This window comes from Aliivibrio fischeri ATCC 7744 = JCM 18803 = DSM 507 (assembly GCF_023983475.1).
GTDB lineage: Bacteria > Pseudomonadota > Gammaproteobacteria > Enterobacterales > Vibrionaceae > Aliivibrio > Aliivibrio fischeri.
Genome location: NZ_CP092712.1, coordinates 1,884,763 through 1,906,687 on the forward strand (window position 1 = coordinate 1,884,763; position 21,925 = coordinate 1,906,687).

Sequence of the window (21,925 nt, forward strand, 5' to 3'; positions counted from 1 at the left end):
CGAATCAGTGATGGCTTTTTTATTTTTAGTGCTTTATTTACCACAACATTGTTTAAATTTCTTACCGCTATTGCACGGACAAGCATCATTGCGACCGATATTTTTATATGGATTGACTTTCTGGCCTTTATAGCCAATCTGTAACTCATCAGCAGCCATTGCGACTTCAAGAATCATCATATCTAATTGTGGAAGCATACCTTTTAGAGTAGGAGGTGTATCAATCCCCGCTTCTTTCATTTGAGCTTGTGTTTGTTCTTCATCAAGCGCAAGCATTAACGTTGTTAGTAGTGCTGATAACATACGAGATGTACCATCACCAATACTTACCTCAGCCCACATATCTTCAATTAAAGGCCATACACTCATAAAACCTTCAGCAAAATCAGCCAATAAGTCAACGTTTTCAATATCAATCAAAGTAGCAATTTCATATTCATTTCGTTTAAGTAATGTGTATTGCTGTTCAATTTGATGAATAACTGCATTTTTAATATTCAAAGTTACATCAGTACCAACAAGACCATTCAACCATACTTCTGGCTCTAAAGGTTTTGTTGCCATATTTGCAGCAAGTACAGCACCTTCAAGAAATACATTTGTGCAGCTTAAATCTGCATCACTTAGAGAAATTAATTGGTACTTCATTATTTTTTCACTTTTTAAATTAAGTTTTCGGCGTAGTATAGCGCAAATAATTATTAGAGCCTAAGTGCCGTTATTATTAATTTTTGCTTGTTGAGAACATTATGAAAAAAAATCGAGGATTTACACTCATAGAGTTGATCGTTGTTATTGTTATCTTAGGAATTTTAGCCGTTACGGCTGCACCACGGTTTTTAAGTTTGCAAAACGATGCTCATAAATCTAGAGCTAAAGGTGTCTTTGCCGAATTCACCTCTGGAGTTAATTTGTACCATGCTGCTTGGTTAACACAAGGTGAACCATCAGTCAGTTCAGGTGTAGCTGTAGAGTACGGAGACGAAAAGATATTTCCATCTGCTGAAGGGTTTCCACTCGGTACAACAAACCATCAAGGCATTATTACTGGTGAAGGTTGTGGTGAGCTTTGGAATGCATTATTAAATCAAGACTTAACTATTTCTGAATATAAAGGAGATGATTTTATTACTTCTAGTACAGATATAGAATATTGGTATGGCTCACCTGTTACAGGTAAACCACAAGCTTGTATGTATTACTATACATCAGATATCACAAATAAAAATCAGCAAGGTTATCGACTAAATTATTTCCCATCGACGGGAGAAACGATAATTACTACTTATAACAAAGGAAGTAAGTGACATAGGCTGCCTTTCCCCCTACAATCCCACCTCCAATAAAAGAGGTGGGATATGCAAGTAATACTAGGCCCTATGGAGGGCGTACTCGATCATTTAATGCGCGAGTTACTAACTGAAATTAATGATTACGATTTCTGTGTTACAGAGTTTGTTCGCGTTGTCGATCAACTGCTTCCCCCTCATGTATTTCATCGTATTTGTCCTGAGCTGCTAAATGACAGTAAAACCAAATCAGGCACCCCTATTCGTCTTCAGCTATTAGGTCAAGAACCTAACTGGATGGCAGAAAATGCTGCGAGAGCAATTGAACTTGGCTCTGACGGTATTGATCTGAATTTTGGCTGCCCAGCTAAAGCGGTAAACAAAAGTCGTGGCGGAGCTGCACTTTTAAAAGAGCCTGAGCTCATCTACCAAGTGGTTAAAGCCTGTCGAGATGCCGTAAGTAAAGATAAAAAAGTTACAGCTAAAATTCGTTTAGGCTGGGAAAACCCTGAAGAATGTTTTGTTATTGCCGACGCCATCAAACAAGCTGGAGCGGATGAACTAACCATTCACGCAAGAACCAAAGTAGATGGCTATAAAGCAGAAGAAATAAAATGGGATTACATTAACCAAGTTCGCCAAAAGATTGATATTCCAATTATCGCAAATGGTGAAATCTGGAACTATGATGACGGCCAACGCTGTATTGCAGCAACAGGAATCGATTCATTAATGGTATGCCGTGGCGCTTTTAATGTACCCAACTTAGGTAACGTAGTTAAACACAACCATTCAAAAATGCCTTGGCCTGAAGTCATTGCTTTGCTTATTCATTATTCGAAGCTTCAAATGGCGGGAGATAAAGGACAATATTACTCAAACCGAGTTAAGCAGTGGCTTGTTTATCTTCGTCAAGAGTACACCGAAGCAAGAGATATTTTTATGGATATTAGAAGCCATAAAAAATCAGAACCTATCGTTGCTCGTCTAAATCAAGAGCTAGAAAAAGTAAGCTAGCCTTATTTTTTCGTACATATTTCCCCGAACCAATGGCCGAGTTTATGAGAAGTAAACTCGGTTTTTGCCGTCTTGTTTAGCCTTATAAAGCAAGGCATCGGCTTTCTTGATTACATGTTCAAAAGAAAACTCTTGATGTGAATCAATTACCGTAACACCACCAGAAACAGTAAAGCCGCCTTTAACCACTTTTCCTGATGAATCCTGAATTGACTTCCTTACACGCTCACAGACACTTTCTAAGCTATTTCTTGATTCAGCATTGATACAGATAACAAACTCTTCACCGCCAAATCGAGATACAATATCACTATCACGTACACTCTTATTCAGCATTCTCGCGACATATTTAATTGCCTCGTCACCCACATCATGTCCAAACACATCATTAATTTGTTTGAAGTCATCAATATCGTAAATAGCAAAACCAACGTACTTCTTCACTACACGGTCTTGTAAGCTCATCTCAAAACCGCGACGATTATACAGGCCTGTCATTGGATCTTGCTTAGCCAAATCACGGTAGTATTTTTGAGATACCCTACTTTGGTAATAGAACATAGATAGTAAAGATAAGATGTACATCACTAACGTTAAAATTAACGAATTAGAGTCATGCACAAGAAAGCCCTTCAACTCTTCTTTTATCGATGTTTTATAATATAAGAAGTAGGTAAAGTCAGTGAAATCTAAATTAACTGGCTGCATAAAACGATATTGTTCAAATCGCTTATATTCAGCACTATTGAGCAACTGGATATGCTGTGATATTTCATTTGATGAACGCAAAAGCTTTTCAACTGAAAGATCAATAACTAACACACCTTTGAATATACCTTTATAGTATATAGGTGTTGAAAAAGTTAATACTTCAAGCCCGTCAAAAAATGCATCAGTATATGGAGGCGTAAACGTAATGTATTTTTCACTGTCGTTTTTCATACTGTTTTTCCAGTATGGTCGAGAATAAATAACATCAAGCGTTTTTTGCGATAAATTCTCAGCAATCTCTTTTGGTGAAGAGATAATATAATTATATTTTGAAATGAAATAGATCCCATGAAGGTAGCTTTCATAATCATGGATAAAAGAAATGACAGGAGCAAGGCTCACTTTCTTAGATGCTATTTCATATACTTCAGACGATGGATCACATAAATCTTTTTTACCAGCGATACTATAATCAAGGCGTCCTTCTGCAACTGAAATGTCTTGCTCTGCCATTACCGCATCTAAATTTTCGCTTGGACGAATAACACAAAGGCCACTATCTTTCTTAATTTCAAAGTTGTGATTATAAAAACTACCTTGATTTTGCTTATATAGCTGCGAAATATTGTAATCCAAAGAAATAATTACTTTAATTGAACGTTGAAGTGAATTTATAATACGATCATACTCTCGATTAACTTGACGTTGTACGGAGTTCATGTGGTTATTTAAAATAAAACCTACGATCAACACTAAGAATAGTGTTGGTATAAGAAAGATATGTTTTAAATTAAATTTCGGCATGTATAAATTCTTTAACACGAAGTGAACAGACTATATTACATACATTTTTGTGCTATTTCTTCCAAAAATGTCAGTTTTAACAGACAACTGACATTTTTATAGGAATCACAATAATGAATATCTCTTAGATAACCTGTTGACTTAACAACGAAATACCTAATTTTTCAAACGAATTCATTTTTGCCATTGTTTCGATTTCGTCACTTGTGTATTTGTCACCATCATAAACGACAACAATGCTTTTATCACCTGACTTTAAAAAATTAATCTCGCCGTATGGAGTGTATCTTGTCGCTCCAATACTAATAATTGCCTGCTTAGGGTAACTAGCATTAGCCAAATAAATAGATAAATTCTCCGCAGGTCCTTCATCTTTTTGATTATTCATTTTATCGATAATCCAATCATTTAATTGCTCATGAAAGTAACTATAATCAATCGCCGCGCTGTCTTCTCCGTATCGATTAAGCTCACCATTTCTCATATGAAAACTAGCAATACGGTATTTATCTAACTCACAACCTTTAGTAAATGATGACAATTCGATGAAATCTTGAGAAATACCTTTGGTCTCTGCCCCCCAATTTTTCTTTTCACTGATTTTTTTTGCATTGGGTTTTCTTATTGAGCAGTCATTGTATGCAGCAAATTTAACTGGAGTCAGTGCCACCACTTTATTGTCTTGATAGCTAATATCAAAAACGATTGCAACTTCTGGTTCAATTTGCAGATTATCCGCATCATTTGGCGGAATAATAGTATCAGAAGATAATGGGTATTGAGATAAGAAACCAGCATGTTGTGATGGAACATAAAAAGGAAACAATGCTTTCGGTTGAATATTGTTCTCAACTTTCACATTTAAAAAATCAGTTGCTTCGCCAGCTTGCTCTAAATGACCCGCGAAATTACCTGCCACCCCAAAACCGATTGCATCTTTAAACATATTGCGCCTTTTCATAAATAATAAATATCAGGGCACAATAGTGTATTCTTAAAAATGAATCGATGATGGGGATCGTATTTTAAGATTTCTTTGCTTTTCTTTTACGTTTAAATTGTGGTTTAGCTGGGCTTTTTAATGTTCTTAATGACTCTGGTACTGGGCCTTGCTGAACACCTTGCATAAAATTAGTCACTTTTATTTCTAATTCCGACATAAAAGGTCGATAAGCGTGTGTTTTCTCTGTCATACCTTGAAGCTGAAATTCCCAATGAGCGGTCATGTCCGGGTAAGTTGCTTCATTTGGTAGAGCATGAATAAGCCCTCTACCAGCTTCACTGGCATGAATGGACTTTCCATTTCGAGTTAATAACTGACGTTTAAATAATGTATCTAAAATACCCGCACGAGTCGCTTCGGTTCCTAGACCATCCGTATCTCTTAGTATTTTTTTCAGTTCTTTATCTTCCACAAAGCGTGCAATACCTGTCATTGCTTGCAAAAGAGTCGCCTCAGTAAAATGTTTTGGAGGTTCTGTCATCCGATGTTTTATTTCACCTTCTCGGCAAATGCGAACCTCACCTTTATTTAATGGTGGAACTTTACTCGCTACATCGTCATCACTATTTTGAGATTGCACTTTGCCAAGCAGAGCTCGCCAGCCAGCAAACAGCATTTGTTTTCCTTTTGCAACAAACACCCCACCAGCAATATCAAACACCAATTCAGCCTCAGCATAAACCGCAGCAGGATAAAATTGCATTAGGTATTGGCGAGCAATCAAATGATAAACTTTTTCTTCATGGCCAGATAAGCCAGCTGAACCACTGGATTTCGGTGTTGGAATAATGGCATGGTGAGCATCCACCTTACCGTCATTCCAAGCTCGCGACTTCAGTGAAAGGTCGGCTTTTGTAACGGCAGGTGATAGTTGCTTATCATTATTTCCTATCGCAGCACACACTTGCTCACGCTGTTTATAATGATCTTTTGGTAAATGGCGACTATCTGAACGAGGATAAGTTATTAATTTATGTTTTTCATATAATGCCTGACACGCATCTAGCACTTGCTGTGCACTTAATCCGTAACGTTTTGCCGCATCAATTTGAAGCGACGATAAAGAATATGGTAAAGGCGCATTTTGTTTGGTTTCTTTATTTTCAGCTTTAGTTACTGTCGCCGGTTGATTCGCTATGCGCTGAGCAACATTTTCAACCAGTTTAAGATTAAGAACTCGTCCCTCTTCATCCTGCCATGGCTGACACGCTTCACTAGGTTTCCATTTTGCTCTGATATCAAAAGGAACACCGTCGTTTAATTGATCATTCTGATAAGGAATAAGGGCATCTAGCGTGTAATACGCTTTTGGTACAAAATTAGCAATTTTTTCATCACGGCGAGTAACCAAACCTAAAACAGGAGTTTGTACTCTTCCTACTGATAATACACCTTGATAACCACCTCGTTGACCTAATAATGTGTAAGCTCGTGTCATATTCATACCATATAACCAATCGGCACGAGAACGAGCTAAGGCCGAAATAGAGAGAGGAATAAACTCTTGATTACTTCGCATAGAAGTCAACGCACGCTTCACCGCAGGAAGGTTTAAATCACTGATCAATAAACGTTGAGTTGCAGCCTTCTTTGTCTTAGATAATTTTAAATAATCCAGCACTTCATCCACTAACAACTGACCTTCCCTATCAGGGTCACCCGCGTGAACAACCTGCGTTGCATTTTTTAGCAACTTTCGAATTACCGTTAATTGCTTGCTAGAGGCTTTTCTTGGTCTAAGTTGCCATTGCTCTGGCACGATAGGTAAATGCTCCATACGCCATGATTTATATTTATCATCATACGCATCGGGTTCAACTTGCTCTAATAGGTGACCAATACACCATGTCACAATATCTCCATTGCCGCATTCGATGTAACCTTGTTGGTTTTTTTGTGGTTTTGCTAGGCCTGCGGCAATTGCTCTGCCAAGGCTTGGTTTTTCGGCAATAAATAATCGTGACATAAAAAATGCTGATGTTGTGAATAACATCAGCACTATACCTGTATGAATAGACAGTTATCAAGTTTTTGTTTATTAAGAGGCTATAACTTTGAAGCCAACTCTACTCCTTGACGAATCGCTCTTTTCGCATCCAGTTCACCGGCATAATCAGCCCCACCAATAACATGATGCTTGATTTCGTTTATTGTTAATGCTTCAGCTAACTCATTAACAGACACCTGCCCTGCACACATAATGACATGGTCGACATCTAACAACTTAACCTCATCATTATGTCGAATATAAAGACCATCATCATTCACTTTTAAGTATTCAACGCCTGCTAACATATTAACGCCACGTTTTTCTAATGTGCGCTTATGAATCCAGCCTGTTGTTTTACCTGGGCCTTTACCAATACTTCCTTTTTTACGTTGCATAAGCCACACTTCTCGAGTTGGTTTATAGGTATCTTGGGGCTTTAATCCACCTTCAAATTCAATATTTTTATCAATGTCCCAATCTTGTAACCATGTTTCTAATGTCTGATTTTCCGGTTCAGTTATCATTGTGGCGACATCAACACCTATTCCTCCTGCACCAACGACCGCCACTTTTTGCCCTAATGTCGGTTGGGTTTTAATATAGACTTGATAATCAATCACTTTAGGGTGCTCACTACCTTCTAATTGAGGAGTCCTTGGTTTCACCCCTGTTGCTACGACAACTTCATCAAATTTGCGTAATTCATCCATTTCAACACTGTAATTTAATTTTACGATAATGTTCTTATGGTCGAGCTTATTGGTAAAATAACGAATGGTCTCTTTAAACTCTTCTTTACCAGGGATCTGCATCGCTAAATTAAATTGACCACCAATACGCTCATTACGCTCGAAAACCGTGACCTGATAACCACGTTCAGCCAATGAAACAGCACAGGATAAACCTGCCATCCCAGCACCAATGATCCCTATAGATTTCGTTTTACTACTTGGTTCTAAGACTAATTCTGTTTCATAACACGCTTGAGGATTAACTAAGCAAGTTGCTCTTTTTGCCTTAAACACATGGTCGAGGCAAGCTTGGTTACATCCGATACACGTATTGATGAGTTCCGCTTTATTTTGTTCCGCTTTATTTACAAACTCAGGATCGGCTAAAAATGGACGAGCCATTGACACCATATCCGCCTGACCTGTTGCTAATATATTTTCTGCTACTTCTGGCGTATTGATTCGATTACAAGTAACCAAAGGTATCGATACTTTATCTTTTAATTTTTCAGTTACCCAACTAAACGCCGCTCTTGGTACTTGGGTGGCGATGGTTGGAATACGAGCTTCATGCCAACCTATTCCGGTATTTAATATAGTAACGCCTGCTTTTTCTAATTCTTGTGCAAGCTCAACGACTTCATCAAATGTGCTACCTTGCTCAACTAAATCAAGCATAGATAAACGAAAAATAATTATGAAATCTGCACCTACTTTTTCTCTTATCGCTTTAATGATTTCGAGAGGAAAACGAATTCTATTTTGATAACTCCCTCCCCAATTGTCATAACGAACATTAGTACGGGCACAGATGAATTGATTAATTAAGTACCCTTCAGATCCCATGATTTCAACACCATCATAATTTGCCTGCTTAGCAAAATTAGCGCTATTCGCAAAATCACGGATTGTTTTTTGAATTTGACGCTCACTCATTTGAGATGGAGTAAACATCCCAATGGGGGCTCTAATGTCTGAAGCACTTAATGCAAGTGGATGCATGGCATAACGACCTGCATGCAATAACTGAAGAGCAATCTTACCATCATTATCATGCACAGCTTGCGTTAGCACTTTATGCTTTTCTGCCGTACGAGACGAACTAAATTGGGCACTAAATGGAGTTAACCGCCCTCGAAAATTTGGAGCAAAACCACCTGTGACAATGAGCCCAACACCACCTTTTGCTCTTGCGGCATAAAAAGCAGATAACTTTTTAAATCCATCATTACTCTCTTCAAGACCAGTATGCATGGATCCCATCAGTACTCGGTTTTTTAACTGAGTAAATCCTAAATCTAACGGCTGAAACAAATGTGGGTAGCTCATATCAATCCATCACTTATAATTATTGTGGTCTGACCAGAATAGTATCAATATACGTTTGTTACAATTACCTTTTTACAATTATGCAACATTCATCAAATCTTTTAATTATTACGCATAAATCGTACTAATTCTCACTTAGACCTTTTGGCCTAGTTACTTTATTTACTACTTAGAGTAGGATATAGACATAGATCATAAAATGTATAATAAGGAAATATATGAAAGGGTTATTCCACTTCATAGGCAAATGTTTTCAAGCGATATGGAAGTTACTTTCCTTTACGCGCCAGCTCGTACTTAATCTTTTTTTTCTCATTTTTATTGGCGTCATTGCTTTCGCATTCTTAGATAGCACTCCTCCATCAACAGAAGATAAAGTTGTTGAACCAAAAGCATTAATTCTCGACTTATCTGGCCCAATTGTTGAAGAAAGCAAATTTAGAGAACCATTGGAAAGAATTACTTCTGATGTTTTAGGTAGCCAAAAATCACAAGAAAATGTGTTATTTGATATCGTCGATACAATTCGTTTCGCAGCACATGACAATAATGTGTCTGGTTTGGTGCTGCATTTAAAAGAAATGAATGAAACTAGCCTAACTAAACTGCGCTATATTGCTAAAGCGATTAATACATTCAAAGCAGCAGGAAAACCTGTTTATGCTATTGGTGATTATTACAATCAGAGCCAATATTACCTAGCAAGCTATGCTGATAAAGTATTCATGGCTCCAGATGGTACTGTTTTGTTACGCGGTTATGGTGCATATACACTTTACTACAAAGATTTGTTAGAAAAATTAAATGTGTCTACTCATGTATTCCGTGTCGGCACATATAAATCGGCAGTTGAACCCTACCTTCGTAATGACATGTCTGATGCTGCAAAAGAATCAGCTTCTGCTTGGTTAACCCAACTTTGGGATGCGTACTTAGATGACGTTGCGACCAATCGTCAAATCGATCCAAAAACACTCACTATGCCAATGGATCAATTTATTGCGAAATTAAAATCAGTAAATGGCGATCTATCGCAAATGACGGTAGAACTGGGTTTAGTCGATAAACTAGCGACACGACAAGAAGTTCGCAAAGACCTCATTGAGCAATTTGGTTCAAATGGTTACGACAGTTTTAAACAAATTAGCTATTACGATTACTTACCGCAAGTTCAACCAACCGTCATTCCTGATGCTCAAGATATTGCCGTTGTTGTAGCAAGTGGTGCAATCATGGATGGAACACAACGCCAAGGTACTGTTGGTGGTGATTCAACGGCGTCTCTTCTACGTCAAGCTCGTGGCGACGATAAAGTAAAAGCGGTGGTACTTCGTGTTGATAGCCCAGGAGGAAGTGCTTTTGCTTCTGAAGTCATTCGCAACGAAATTGATGCATTAAAAGAAGCAGGAAAACCAGTTGTTGTGTCGATGTCTAGCGTAGCAGCTTCTGGCGGTTATTGGATTTCTGCGAGTGCCGATAAAATTATAGCTCAGCCAACAACAATTACTGGATCAATTGGTATTTTTGGCATTTTAACGACATTTGAAAAAGGCTTAGAGAAAATGGGAATCCACAGTGATGGGATCTCCACCTCTCCTTTTAATGGTGTTGGTATTACTCGACCATTAAATGATGATGTTGCTCAAGTTATGCAGCTAGGTATTGAACATGGTTACCATCGTTTCATTAAACTTGTCAGTGATCATCGTAACCTATCATTAGAGGCGGTAGACAAAGTGGCGCAAGGCCGAGTTTGGACAGGTAAAGATGCGTTAAAACATGGCTTAGTAGATCAACTTGGTGATTTTGATGATGCAGTACAAGCAGCCGCTCAATTAGCGAATATGGAATCATACAACCTGTATTGGGTAAAAGAACCATTAACACCAATGGAACAGTTCTTAGAAGAATTAAGTATGAATCTAAATGCAAGTGTTAGAACTGAATTATTTTCATTTGCACCAGAGGCCCTGCAACCTACGATTAATAAAGTTGCAACAGATATCAATATGTTAAATAACTTTAATGATCCAAAAGGGCAATATCTCTTCTGTTTAAACTGTAGCAATCTTTAAAAGCATGACGAGCCCGACACATGTCGGGCTTTCTTTATGCCAAATGCACAGTATAATCCCCCCACCTCCCATAACTCTGTACCGTTGTTATTATGGAAAGAAAACACATTTACATCGCCTATACAGGCGGCACAATCGGCATGATAAAGTCTGATGATCATGGTTATGTTCCAGCTGCTGGATTCATGCAACATCAACTTAAACAAATGCCAGAGTTTCACCGTGCAGAAATGCCAATTTTCACCATTCACGAATACGAGCCCTTAATTGACTCTTCAGATATGACGCCTGAAGACTGGCAACGTATTGCTGACGATATTCGTGCTAATTACGACAAATACGACGGATTTGTGATTCTTCATGGTACGGACACCATGGCCTACACAGCATCAGCTCTTTCTTTCATGCTAGAGAATCTTGGAAAACCAGTTATTGTTACTGGCTCTCAAATTCCTCTTGCAGAACTTCGCTCTGATGGCCAAAGCAACTTATTAAATGCACTGCATATCGCAGCAAATTACCCGATCAATGAAGTAACGTTATTCTTTAATAATAAATTGATCCGTGGTAACCGCAGTACTAAGTCACATGCAGATGGTTTTGATGCATTTTCTTCACCAAATTTACCACCTTTATTAGAGGCTGGTATTAATATTCAAATTAATGGTGCAGAAATCAACAAACAACCTGAAGGTGAGTTCACGGTAAATAACATTACACCACAACCAATCGGTGTCGTGACTATGTATCCTGGGATCTCGGCAGAAGTGATCAAAAATACACTACGCCAACCAGTGAATGCGATGATCTTACTGACCTTTGGTGTGGGTAATGCGCCACAAAACCCTGAGCTTCTTGCGCAATTAAAAGAAGCATCTGAACGTGGCGTTGTTGTGGTTAACTTGACTCAATGTTTATCTGGAAAAGTAAACATGGGTGGATATGCAACAGGCTGTGCTCTAGCTGAAGCTGGAGTGATTAGTGGTTATGATATGACACCTGAAGCTGCTCTGGCTAAACTTCATTATATTCTAAGCAAAGAGTTACCGTATGAAACCATGCGTACTATGATGCAACAGAATTTATGTGGTGAATTAACGCATTAATTCCGATTTGCGTAAAATAAATTACGTAATACAAAAAGGCTTCCCTGATATTTTCATGGGAAGCCTTTTTTAATTCTAGATAATTAACGGTAGATTATCTTTTTTCGTTCAGAATAATACGCAATGTACGACGAAGTGGCTCTGCTGCACCCCATAACAATTGGTCACCAACGGTAAAGGCATTTAAAAACTCATTACCCATCGACATTTTGCGTAAGCGACCAACTGGAACAGATAATGTCCCTGTTACTTTCGCCGGAGTTAATTCCTGTGCCGTAATATCACGCTCATTAGGGATCACTTTAACCCAATCATTATGCGTTGCGATGATCTCTTCAATCTCATCCATTGGAACATCTTGTTTTAGTTTAATCGTCAATGCTTGAGAGTGACAACGCATTGCACCAATACGCACACACGTACCGTCAATTGGCACTGGAGTGTTTTCAAGCCCTAGAATCTTGTTCGTTTCTACTGTTGCTTTCCATTCTTCTTTACTTTGGCCGTTTTCACGCTTTACATCAATCCATGGGATCAAAGAACCCGCTAATGGAGCACCAAATTCAGAGGTAGGGAAAGAACTAGAACGAATGGTTTCAGCCACTTTTCTATCAATATCTAAAATTGAACTCGCAGGATTTGCCAACTCAGAAGTCACACAATCATTAACCACGCCCATTTGTGAAATCAGCTCACGCATATTTTTCGCTCCAGCACCTGAAGCGGCTTGGTATGTCATTGCACTCATCCATTCAACTAGACCTGCTTTATACAAACCACCTAACCCCATTAGCATTAAACTAACGGTACAGTTACCACCTACGTATGTATTGGTTCCTGCATGGATGCCTTGCTGAATTTGCTCAAAGTTGACAGGATCAAGGGTAATAATGGCATCGTCTTTCATACGTAATGTCGATGCAGCATCAATCCAGTAACCTTTCCAACCTGCTTGTCTAAGTGCTGGGTACACTTTTTCAGTATAACTGCCACCCTGACACGTAATGATGGCATCTAATTTTGATAGTGATTGAATATCAAATGCATCTTGTAATAGCCCTGCATCTTTACCAAGGTTTGGAGCTGGAATCCCAACTTGCGATGTGGTGTAAAATACAGGTTCGATATGATCGAAATCGCGTTCTTCAACCATACGTTGCATCAATACAGAACCAACCATACCGCGCCAACCAACTAAACCTACTCTCATTTTACTCTCCCTGTAATCTTAAAAATTAAATATGCTTCCTCCATCTATATGATGAACAGAATAAAATCTCAAGCACTATTTTTGTATGGCGTAAAATTAATCTCGTCTTTTTTTCTTACAAATTAACGAATACCTAAAAAGAACAAAGTGCATTTATTCACCAATAAAATATTTATCTTTTTATTAAACGGAAATTTAAAACAACATAAATATAACTTTCATGAGTTTTATACCAATAAACATTAAAACCCTTTAAAAGTGAACACTTTACATATATTACACCTAGTTACATTTCACAAAATCTCGCCAGAAATAAAAAAAGCAAACGTTTAAACTAGCAATCACAGACAAAATTTAAGGTTAAGTTACTTTTTATGCCATTTTTTAATACAAAATAAACACATCAACCTAGGATCAAAATCAATGACACTATAAATAAAAACCATTTATTAACATGATAATTACGCTTTTATTATTAAATTAACAAGAGTAGAGATAAAAATCACAAATCAACTAGAGTTAATCGATCTATTGTTGATCATAAGGTAAAGTGCACCTCGTTTAGAAAACACAATCCCTTATCGTGTGAATTTTATTCATACATACAAAAAAGAGGCTTTATACATGAAGCAAGCAACAACAAAGTTACCTTCGATTACGCAGGTGATTATATCTTTAGGGCTATTTCTACTTCTTGCCTTTTCGTTCACGGCACAACTTGATCTACCTATTCAACTAGCTCTTTACATTGGCTGGTTCATTATCATGACATTAGGTATCAAATTAGGCCATGACTACAAATCTTTAGAAAAAGCAGCTCTAAATGGCATCTCCAATGGACTAGGAGCGGTATTAATTCTCTTGGCTGTTGGCGCGTTAGTGGGTACTTGGATATCTGGCGGTATTGTTCCAACCATTATTTACTATGGTTTGAAAGCAATTCACCCTTCTATCTTCCTTCTTGCAACAATGATCATCTGTTCATTAACCGCTCTTGCTACGGGTACGTCTTGGGGCGCAGCAGGTACAGCAGGTATCGCAATGATGGGGATCGGTCAAGGTCTTGGTGTTCCAGCACCAATTACTGCTGGTGCAATCCTTTCAGGCTGTTACTTTGGCGACAAAATGTCACCGCTTTCAGATTCTGTAATCCTTGCTTCTTCAATGTCTAACGTTGAAGTTATGGAGCACATTAAAGGCATGCTGCCTGTTGCTCTTATCAGCTACATCATCACTGGTATTATGTTTACTGCATTTGGTTTCCACTTTGCAGGTAACGTAGACATGAGCCAAGTTGATTCAGTTATCTTAGCAATGGAAGAGCAATTTGTTATCTCTCCATTCTCATTTGTTCCTGTTGTTATTGTTCTTGGCCTATTAGCGATGAGAATGCCTTCTTTCCCAGTGATCAGCTTTGGTTCTCTTTTGGGTATTGTATGGGCAGTAATGGTACAAGATATCGATTTCTTAACTGCATTTAATACTGCATGGGCACCGTTCTCAATTTCATCTGGCGTTGAGTTTATCGATGCGATACTGAATCGTGGCGGTATGTCTTCAATGCTTGGTTCAGTTGCAGTTATCGTATTTGGTCTAGGCTTTGGTGGTCTATTAGATAAAGTAGGTGTTCTTGAAACTGTTGCTAAACTCTTTGAAAAACGAGTTCAAGGTCCAGGCTCTCTTGCAACAAGTACGATTGCTACTGCTTTCTTTGGTAACATCTTCGGTTCGGCGATGTATGTATCGCTTATCCTTACACCAAAGATTTGTGCGAAAAACTACGACCGTTTAGGTTACAAACGTAAGAACCTATCTCGTAATGCTGAGTTTGGTGGTACGTTAACTTCAGGAATGGTTCCTTGGAGTGATAATGGTATCTACATGGCAAGCATCTTAGGCGTCGCTACACTGTCTTATGCACCATTCATGTGGTTAAGCTTCGTATGTATTATCGTAACGATTGTAACGTCATACTTCGGTTGGTTTGTTGATAAATGCGAACCAACAGTAACGGTAGAAGAAACTGATGAAGCTATCGCTGTAGAAACAAAAACAGCATAATTTCTTAGTTTACTCATTAAATAAAAATGCCAGTGATTGATCACTGGCATTTTTGTATCTAGCGCTTAATTATTCGGATTACGTTTATTACACTGTGGTTTTCTTAACTGCCGCTCTTTTTCCTAAGAAATAGCCTAAACCCAAAGGTGCAAAGAAAATAGCCAAGATAAACAAAATGAAGTAAATGATTGTACTCTTAATTAAATCGATCACTTTATCCATAGCAAGAGTTAAAACATCTTGGGATACTTGATCTAAATCCTGAGTAAACTTCTCACGCTCTTGAGTTACAATGATAGCAATCGCCTTACGCTCTCTTTCAACCATATCAACCAATTCTTTACGCTCACGAGCGACCATAGCTTCTAAAGCAATACGCTCTGCACTTAATTGATTCAGTTTATCATCGGTTTTCATGTCCAAATCATCAAGCAATGGCTGCAGCTGAATACTCATCTGCTCGGCAAGATTTTGCATATATTCTGGGTTATTTTTCACGAAATCTTGGAACGATTGCGATGTATTTCGTAAGCTCTCTAGTGTTTTGTTCACGTCATTGCCATTAATCGTACTATTCATGGCAATCAATTCAGCTTTCCACGTCATAATTTTTGGCGTTTGTTCAGAAACTAAACCAAGACGATCAGATACATCACCTAGTGCTTCAGGCATAGTGCCTAGCGTCGCTACTGCTTCTGTTTCATCAATATTTTGATGAGCTAACCAAGCCTTTAATGCAGGTGTTCTACGCATCATTAAGCTATCAAATGCATGATCTTTTACAAATTGAGTTACAAACTCTTTCCCTGCTTTAAACTCTGAGCCAGATAATAGTTTTTCTGCCATATTTTCAATATCGACGTATAAAGCCTGACTGGTTTTATAATCAATATCGCTATCAAAAAGCTCTGCACCTTTACCTTCAGGAGAGAAAAACTGCTCCATTTGTGCAGCAAATACCCAAGTATCAATTAGAGCAACTTTTGGGGAGACCTGATAAGCCGCACGTTGAAGCCCTTCTTCTGCATGAATCTTCCACAATAAAACATAAGACTGATGTAAGGTGTCGTCTTTAGGGTAAGTTAATGCGATTTCATCTGCCGCAGACTCTACTTCACTAAAGAAATGCTTACTGTATTCACGAGTTAGAATACGTGTGTTTAGCTCTGCTGTTGTTAATGGCACGGATTGAGACTCTAACTTTACTTCAAGAAGAGAACAGCCATTAAGCATCAAAAGAGAGATAATAATAGAAAAGAATTTAGAGGTGTGTTTCATGAACAACCCTACCTAACCAAAAAATGATAATTAAAGAGTAGATAGGGTATCATTTTGTAAAAAGCAAGCTATCAAATATTTGAGAAGAGTTGTCAAAACGCACTCAAATAGACAGCTTACTTTTGATCATATAAGCAACAATTATGATTCAGAAGAACCTAATCGACGCGTTAATTGATCTTTAAGGTTTGGCGGTGTGCCCTTGATTGTTAGCGTATCCGTTTCTGGATCATAAAAAACACGCTCACCAAGCAACATTGCATCAAAATTTAATGATAAACCACCGCCAGCTCCAACAAATTTTGTTAATTTACGTAATGCTGTACGATCAACTGGGAAAGACTCTTCTAATTCATATCCTTGCTCTTCTGCAAATTGATAAAAATTTGAGCCTGACTCAGACGTTGGTAATTCACTAGCTAGCTCTTTAACTGTTAACTCTTCACCCGCTTGCAGTTGACCATTACAGTAATCATAAACTTGTTTACGATATTGTTGTTTTTCTTCTTTATCTAAACGTTCATCAGCACAAAAATCTTCCACCGCTTGCATTAATACTTGGTTTTGAACCTTAGTATCCATACCAACATCAGCTTGCAAGAAATCTAAGAAGAAATCAGAAACTTTACGACCAACACGACCTTTAATGAAAGTCAGGTAACGATTTGAATCTGAATCTGTTTCCCAAGTTGATAAATCGATACGTGCAGCAATGTCCATTTTTGCAATATCAAGGTAATCAGTCGCACTAATATCTAGTTGCTCAGTAACTTTCATACTTTCATTTGATGGTAATACCGCAACAAACAGATATTCAGTAGCCAATGATTGGTATTCAGCAATAACTAAAATACCTTCTTCTGCAAATGGGTACTTAATCAGCTCAGACTTTAATTTCTCTGCTGAATTGTTGCTAAACTCTAAAAAAGGCGTTTCGTTCTTACGAACAGATGATAACCAATGACCAAACTCACTTTCAGTTTTGAAAACACCGAAGCCTTTACCCGCTTTTGAATTAAATACACGATGTAACTCAGAAACAAGGGCTTCTGTGAACTCTTCGTTCTCAAGAGTTTGATTTCTTAGACAAACTTCAAGTTCATCTTGGTCATTTTTTACTAATTTATGTAAAATTACGTTTGAAAGGGTTAAACTCATAATAGAAAAGGTTTTTAGTTGACGTACATAGTAGGTTATCATAAGCCGCTTTCACTATCATTAACTGACTGAAAAGACTTATGGCTATTACTTCAAAATACAGCAACAAACAAATTGAACAAATGTTAACAGAGATGGTCGATGTATTAGACAAACATCGTGCACCAGCTGATTTATCTCTAATGCTAGTTGGTAACATTGCAACAAACGTTCTAAACCAAGAAGTGCCAGCAGAACAGCGCCAAATCATCGCTGAAAAATTTGCTCAAGCACTACTTAGCTCACTAGATAAACCAAAAACTCACTAAGAGCGAGAATTCACAGACCATGGTTGATAGCGGGAATACATACGGCGACAAAGTTTCTAAGTTAATTACTTGGGGTCACTGGTTTAGCTTTTTCAATATCATTGCAGCAATGCTTATTGGTACGCGTTATATAGCGCAATCACCATGGCCTGAGACCTTTCTTGGTCAAACCTATCTTATATTAAACTGGATAGGTCACTTTGGTTTCTTAATCTTTGGATTTTACATTCTTGTTCTGTTTCCGCTGACCTTTATTACGCCATCACAACGACTTATGCGTATTTTAAGTGTCATCATTGCAACGGCAGGAATGACTCTACTCTTATTAGATACATACGCTTATCAAAACCTTCATTTACATATCACGCCGCTTGTGTGGGATATGTTACTTAATAACGATAAATCCAATTTAAATACACAATGGCAATACTTATTCATTGTGGTACCCGTTATATTCCTACTGCAACTCTCACTATCTGAATGGGTTTGGAATAAACTACGTAAACTTGCTCATAAGCATGTTGGTCGTCCATTTGCGATCACATTTGCCATCGCTTTTATTGGTAGTCATTTAATTCATACTTGGGCTGATGCATCAGCTTACGGTCCAGTAACGGCTCAGCGTGCTACATTCCCGCTCTCTTACCCTATGACAGCTCGTTCATTTTTAGAAAAGCACGGATTCATTGATCGCGAAGCACTTGCAAAACAAATTCAAAATGAAGGAACTGGTGGCGCAACAGAAGCCATGCGCTACCCTCTTGAACCTATTGTATTTAAAACAAAACAAAAAGATTACAACTTGCAGATCATTATGATTGATAGCCTTCGAGCAGATACGCTTAATCATACTGACACGCCAAATTTAACTCGGTTCGCACAAAATAACCTGAACTATAACAACCACTACAGTGCAAGTAATAATCCAACAAGTTTATTCGGGTTATTCTATGGCCTGCCTGGTAATTACGTAGACAGTTTTAGAAATTCGCACATCGAGTCACCAATTTTAACCGAGTTACACGCTAGAAATTACCAATTTGGTCTATTCAGCGGCGATGATTTTGATTCATCTCTGTATAAGCAAATCATCTTTACCAAAGGTGAAATTGCTCAATCAACAGAAAAAATGAATGATAAAAAAGCAATTTCACAGTGGAAAGAGTGGTTCGGTAAACAAACAAGTGATAAACCTTGGTTTAGTTATTTAGAGCTTACTTCTGTTTCTGAATACGATGACGCTGCGCCGATTTCGACTTCGAATGTAAATCAAAACTTATTTGAAACGAACTACCGTAAGGCAGTACAAAGAACAGATAAACAACTTAAAGCCGTTTTATCGACCTTAAAACAGTCCCCTGACTGGGAAAAAACCATTGTTATCATCACTTCAAACCACGGTATGGAATTTGATGAAACACAAACAAATAGTTGGGGCTCAAGCACTAACTTTAGTGAGTATCAACTACGTGTTCCAATGCTTATCCATTGGCCAAATGTAGAACCAGAACTAATTACAACAACATCCAGTCATTTGGATTTAGCTCCTACTTTAATGGAAGAGTTTTTAGGTACAACAACCTCTGCAGATAGCTACAGCAGCGGTATTAACCTATTTGACCAAACAGAAGAGCGTAATTGGTTACTTGCTGGAGACAGAAAAAACATCGCGTTAATAACAGGAACAAATACTGTTGTTATTGATACTTTTGGCAACTATCGAGTTTACGATGAAAACTATCGTCGTTTAAAAGATGAGAAACCAAAACTGTCTTTATTAATGCAAGGTATCTCTGAATTGAAGCGTTTTTATCACCCTAAAAAATAAAAGGTGAATTAAAAACTCAAGGATATTTCTAATCCCTTCCTTAATTGTGAAGGGATTTTTTTACCTATAAAATACGAACAACTGCTTTTTCCACCCTAAATTGTCGCAATTGCGATCAAAGTGAATATTTTTAAAGCAAACGGAAAATATTTTAAAAAGAATACTTTACAATAAGTAAGGGTATCGCTATTATTCACCGCGTTGGAGGGATGGCTGAGTGGTCGAAAGCACCGGTCTTGAAAACCGGCAAGGGTTAATAGCCCTTCTAGGGTTCAAATCCCTATCCCTCCGCCACTTTCGAGATTCAGATAGAGTCTGGGTTTCAAAAAATTGGAGCGGTAGTTCAGTTGGTTAGAATACCGGCCTGTCACGCCGGGGGTCGCGGGTTCGAGTCCCGTCCGCTCCGCCAATACAACGAAGGCATTGTCGAAAGACGATGCCTTTTTTGTATCTGTCGAAAATGAAAAAGCTTCCGAGACTCCAGATAGAGTCTGAGTTTCAAAAAATTAGAATGGTAGTTCAGTTGGTTAGGCTTTTTATTGGAGAGCTTAGCGGCCTGACACGCCGAGGGTCGTGCTGCTCTCAAGGTGAGATAGAAAGTCCCGTCCGCTCCGCCAATACAACGAAGGCATTGTCGAAAGACGATGCCTTAATTATATGGTCCGCCTCACTCTCAAACTCCTATGCTTAGAGTAGGCATGCAGAAATGAGGTGAACCATATGTCTTCCATCCAAATTTTAGGTATCGATTTAGGTAAACATAGCTTTCACGTGGTTGGTCATAACCACTTGGGAAAAGAAGTTTTACGGAAAAAATATAGTCGTAATCAATTAATCTCTTTTATTGCGAAGCTAGAACCAACAATAATTGCTTTTGAAGCATGTGGTGGCTCCCATTGGCTCGCTCGAAAATGCATAGACTTAGGCCATCAGGCCAAACTTATCCCGCCTCAATATGTAAAACCTTATGTGAAAGGTAATAAAAATGACTTCATTGATGCGGCTGCGATAGCAGAAGCAGCAAGCCGACCATCTATGCGTTTTGTTGCGGTAAAAACAGAAGATGCACAAGTTATAGCAACCATTCATAGAATTAGAGATGGTTATATAAAAGAACGAACGGCATGTATGTCTAGAATTGGCGCCATTCTACTCGAATTTGGGCTGAGCCTGCCCAAAGGGCATGCGAAGATGAAAGCTCTTTTTCAATGGTTAGCAGAGCAAAATCAAGAATTACCCCCGAGTTTACTCAATGAGTTATGCAGTATTCATGAGCATTACTCTTATTTGAGCCAACAAATAAAGGAACAAGACATTAAGCTTCATGATATTTCTGAAAATAATGAATTAGCTCGGTTATTAAAAACAATTCCTGGTATTGGAGATTTAACATCAACGCTTTGTATCGCTGATGTGAGTTCTTCAAATAACTTTGCAAATGGTCGTAATATGGCAGCATGGCTAGGTCTTGTTCCTAGGCAGTTTTCGACAGGAGGTAAACCCAAGTTATTGGGTGTTAGTAAACGAGGAAATAAACAGCTTCGAACCTTATTTGTTCATGGTGCTAGAGCGGTGCTATCTAGACCTGACACCACAGGGAAAGTATTTGGTCAGTGGTTGGTCAATTTGAGGGCAACCAAGCCGTTTAATGTTGTAGTGGTAGCGCTTGCCAACAAGCTAGCAAGAATAGCTTGGGCGGTGTTACAACACCGCCAAGCTTTTAAGGCTGCAAAGCAGCCATAACCGAGTTTGCAACGTCAATGAATGTGATGACAAAAACGGTCAATCGGCCAGATTAAAAACCTGATACAAAAAACAGCATAAAAATGCTTTCGGCTTTTTAAGGATAATCTGGCGCGGATATCATCGTGGAGCTGGTAAGCCATGGGCTCACCAAACGTGACTCCGAATACATTAGCGCAAACTAACTCCGTCATTAATTAATTGTAGTTGCAATTAAGAGGCGGACCATACATTTTTGTATCTGTCAAAAATGAAAATACTTCCGAGCTCCAGATAAAGTATGG

16 protein-coding genes and 2 tRNA genes are annotated in these 21,925 nt (G+C 38.3%); 10 read left to right on the top strand and 8 right to left on the bottom strand.

Features of this window, described 5'->3' with window-relative positions; genetic code table 11:
- Window positions 1–33: 33 nt before the first annotated feature.
- Window positions 34–648 carry a YecA family protein gene (locus tag AVFI_RS08680; RefSeq protein WP_054776065.1) on the bottom strand — a complete coding sequence of 205 codons (615 nt, stop codon included), beginning with the start codon at window positions 646–648 and terminating at the stop codon, window positions 34–36.
- A 101-nt stretch (window positions 649–749) separates the two neighbouring features.
- On the opposite strand from AVFI_RS08680, the gene AVFI_RS08685 reads away from it, so the two are divergent.
- Complete coding sequence (locus tag AVFI_RS08685; RefSeq protein WP_041941360.1) at window positions 750–1,307, top strand: type II secretion system protein; 558 nt, start codon at window positions 750–752, stop codon at window positions 1,305–1,307.
- Between the two features lie 51 nt (window positions 1,308–1,358).
- Window positions 1,359–2,306, top strand: a complete 948-nt coding sequence (dusC, locus tag AVFI_RS08690) for a tRNA dihydrouridine(16) synthase DusC (protein ID WP_005419924.1) — start codon at window positions 1,359–1,361, stop codon at window positions 2,304–2,306.
- Window positions 2,307–2,348: 42 nt separating this feature from the next.
- Here dusC and AVFI_RS08695 read toward each other — a convergent pair whose 3' ends face one another.
- The 4 genes from AVFI_RS08695 to AVFI_RS08710 form a co-directional block, all read right to left on the bottom strand.
- Window positions 2,349–3,821, bottom strand: coding sequence for a sensor domain-containing diguanylate cyclase (locus tag AVFI_RS08695; protein ID WP_017020020.1), 1,473 nt, complete (start codon window positions 3,819–3,821; stop codon window positions 2,349–2,351).
- Window positions 3,822–3,945: 124 nt separating this feature from the next.
- A complete protein-coding gene (locus tag AVFI_RS08700) occupies window positions 3,946–4,767 on the bottom strand; it encodes a DUF5718 family protein (RefSeq protein WP_188863845.1) in 822 nt (273 codons plus the stop codon).
- A 79-nt stretch (window positions 4,768–4,846) separates the two neighbouring features.
- Entirely contained in the window at window positions 4,847–6,790 is a 1,944-nt protein-coding gene (locus AVFI_RS08705) for a DNA topoisomerase III (RefSeq protein ID WP_188863844.1), read from the bottom strand.
- Window positions 6,791–6,870: 80 nt separating this feature from the next.
- Entirely contained in the window at window positions 6,871–8,874 is a 2,004-nt protein-coding gene (locus AVFI_RS08710) for an NADPH-dependent 2,4-dienoyl-CoA reductase (protein ID WP_188863843.1), read from the bottom strand.
- A gap of 218 nt (window positions 8,875–9,092) precedes the next feature.
- Here AVFI_RS08710 and sppA point away from each other — a divergent pair, with 218 nt between their 5' ends.
- Both sppA and ansA read left to right on the top strand, forming a co-directional pair.
- Window positions 9,093–10,949: a signal peptide peptidase SppA gene (gene sppA / locus AVFI_RS08715; RefSeq protein ID WP_054776064.1), complete on the top strand. Its 1,857-nt coding sequence runs from the start codon at window positions 9,093–9,095 to the stop codon at window positions 10,947–10,949.
- A gap of 92 nt (window positions 10,950–11,041) precedes the next feature.
- A complete protein-coding gene (gene ansA / locus AVFI_RS08720; RefSeq protein ID WP_005419937.1) occupies window positions 11,042–12,055 on the top strand; it encodes an asparaginase in 1,014 nt (337 codons plus the stop codon).
- Window positions 12,056–12,149: 94 nt separating this feature from the next.
- On the opposite strand, the gene asd is transcribed toward ansA, so the two are convergent.
- The gene (asd, locus tag AVFI_RS08725; RefSeq protein WP_011262205.1) at window positions 12,150–13,265 is read right to left on the bottom strand and encodes an aspartate-semialdehyde dehydrogenase; all 1,116 of its coding nucleotides are present in this window, start codon (window positions 13,263–13,265) and stop codon (window positions 12,150–12,152) included.
- A gap of 624 nt (window positions 13,266–13,889) precedes the next feature.
- Here asd and nhaC point away from each other — a divergent pair.
- Window positions 13,890–15,326, top strand: a complete 1,437-nt coding sequence (gene nhaC / locus AVFI_RS08730; protein WP_011262206.1) for a Na+/H+ antiporter NhaC — start codon at window positions 13,890–13,892, stop codon at window positions 15,324–15,326.
- Window positions 15,327–15,413: 87 nt separating this feature from the next.
- On the opposite strand, the gene AVFI_RS08735 is transcribed toward nhaC, so the two are convergent.
- Window positions 15,414–16,604: a hypothetical protein gene (locus AVFI_RS08735; protein ID WP_017020025.1), complete on the bottom strand. Its 1,191-nt coding sequence runs from the start codon at window positions 16,602–16,604 to the stop codon at window positions 15,414–15,416.
- Between the two features lie 141 nt (window positions 16,605–16,745).
- The gene (yejK, locus tag AVFI_RS08740) at window positions 16,746–17,762 is read right to left on the bottom strand and encodes a nucleoid-associated protein YejK (RefSeq protein ID WP_005419943.1); all 1,017 of its coding nucleotides are present in this window, start codon (window positions 17,760–17,762) and stop codon (window positions 16,746–16,748) included.
- A gap of 80 nt (window positions 17,763–17,842) precedes the next feature.
- Between yejK and AVFI_RS08745 the strand changes: the two genes are divergently transcribed.
- From AVFI_RS08745 to AVFI_RS08765, 5 genes are all read left to right on the top strand, one after another.
- Window positions 17,843–18,070, top strand: coding sequence for a YejL family protein (locus AVFI_RS08745; RefSeq protein ID WP_005419945.1), 228 nt, complete (start codon window positions 17,843–17,845; stop codon window positions 18,068–18,070).
- Window positions 18,071–18,089: 19 nt separating this feature from the next.
- Window positions 18,090–19,898, top strand: a complete 1,809-nt coding sequence (locus tag AVFI_RS08750; RefSeq protein WP_188863842.1) for a DUF3413 domain-containing protein — start codon at window positions 18,090–18,092, stop codon at window positions 19,896–19,898.
- A gap of 203 nt (window positions 19,899–20,101) precedes the next feature.
- A tRNA-Ser gene (locus AVFI_RS08755) sits at window positions 20,102–20,192 on the top strand.
- A 38-nt stretch (window positions 20,193–20,230) separates the two neighbouring features.
- Window positions 20,231–20,307 (top strand) — tRNA-Asp (locus AVFI_RS08760).
- A gap of 311 nt (window positions 20,308–20,618) precedes the next feature.
- Complete coding sequence (locus AVFI_RS08765; RefSeq protein ID WP_065624874.1) at window positions 20,619–21,641, top strand: IS110 family RNA-guided transposase; 1,023 nt, start codon at window positions 20,619–20,621, stop codon at window positions 21,639–21,641.
- The last annotated feature ends 284 nt before the right edge of the window (window positions 21,642–21,925 follow it).

Bases quoted from the DNA above. Each gene is read 5' to 3' on its own strand.
- AVFI_RS08680 (WP_054776065.1), bottom strand. From the start codon at position 648: ATGAAGTACCAATTAATTTCTCTAAGTGATGCAGATTTAAGCTGCACA.
- AVFI_RS08685 (WP_041941360.1), top strand. From the start codon at position 750: ATGAAAAAAAATCGAGGATTTACACTCATAGAGTTGATCGTTGTTATT.
- dusC (WP_005419924.1), top strand. From the start codon at position 1,359: ATGCAAGTAATACTAGGCCCTATGGAGGGCGTACTCGATCATTTAATG.
- AVFI_RS08695 (WP_017020020.1), bottom strand. From the start codon at position 3,821: ATGCCGAAATTTAATTTAAAACATATCTTTCTTATACCAACACTATTC.
- AVFI_RS08700 (WP_188863845.1), bottom strand. From the start codon at position 4,767: ATGTTTAAAGATGCAATCGGTTTTGGGGTGGCAGGTAATTTCGCGGGT.
- AVFI_RS08705 (WP_188863844.1), bottom strand. From the start codon at position 6,790: ATGTCACGATTATTTATTGCCGAAAAACCAAGCCTTGGCAGAGCAATT.
- AVFI_RS08710 (WP_188863843.1), bottom strand. From the start codon at position 8,874: ATGAGCTACCCACATTTGTTTCAGCCGTTAGATTTAGGATTTACTCAG.
- sppA (WP_054776064.1), top strand. From the start codon at position 9,093: ATGAAAGGGTTATTCCACTTCATAGGCAAATGTTTTCAAGCGATATGG.
- ansA (WP_005419937.1), top strand. From the start codon at position 11,042: ATGGAAAGAAAACACATTTACATCGCCTATACAGGCGGCACAATCGGC.
- asd (WP_011262205.1), bottom strand. From the start codon at position 13,265: ATGAGAGTAGGTTTAGTTGGTTGGCGCGGTATGGTTGGTTCTGTATTG.
- nhaC (WP_011262206.1), top strand. From the start codon at position 13,890: ATGAAGCAAGCAACAACAAAGTTACCTTCGATTACGCAGGTGATTATA.
- AVFI_RS08735 (WP_017020025.1), bottom strand. From the start codon at position 16,604: ATGAAACACACCTCTAAATTCTTTTCTATTATTATCTCTCTTTTGATG.
- yejK (WP_005419943.1), bottom strand. From the start codon at position 17,762: ATGAGTTTAACCCTTTCAAACGTAATTTTACATAAATTAGTAAAAAAT.
- AVFI_RS08745 (WP_005419945.1), top strand. From the start codon at position 17,843: ATGGCTATTACTTCAAAATACAGCAACAAACAAATTGAACAAATGTTA.
- AVFI_RS08750 (WP_188863842.1), top strand. From the start codon at position 18,090: ATGGTTGATAGCGGGAATACATACGGCGACAAAGTTTCTAAGTTAATT.
- AVFI_RS08765 (WP_065624874.1), top strand. From the start codon at position 20,619: ATGTCTTCCATCCAAATTTTAGGTATCGATTTAGGTAAACATAGCTTT.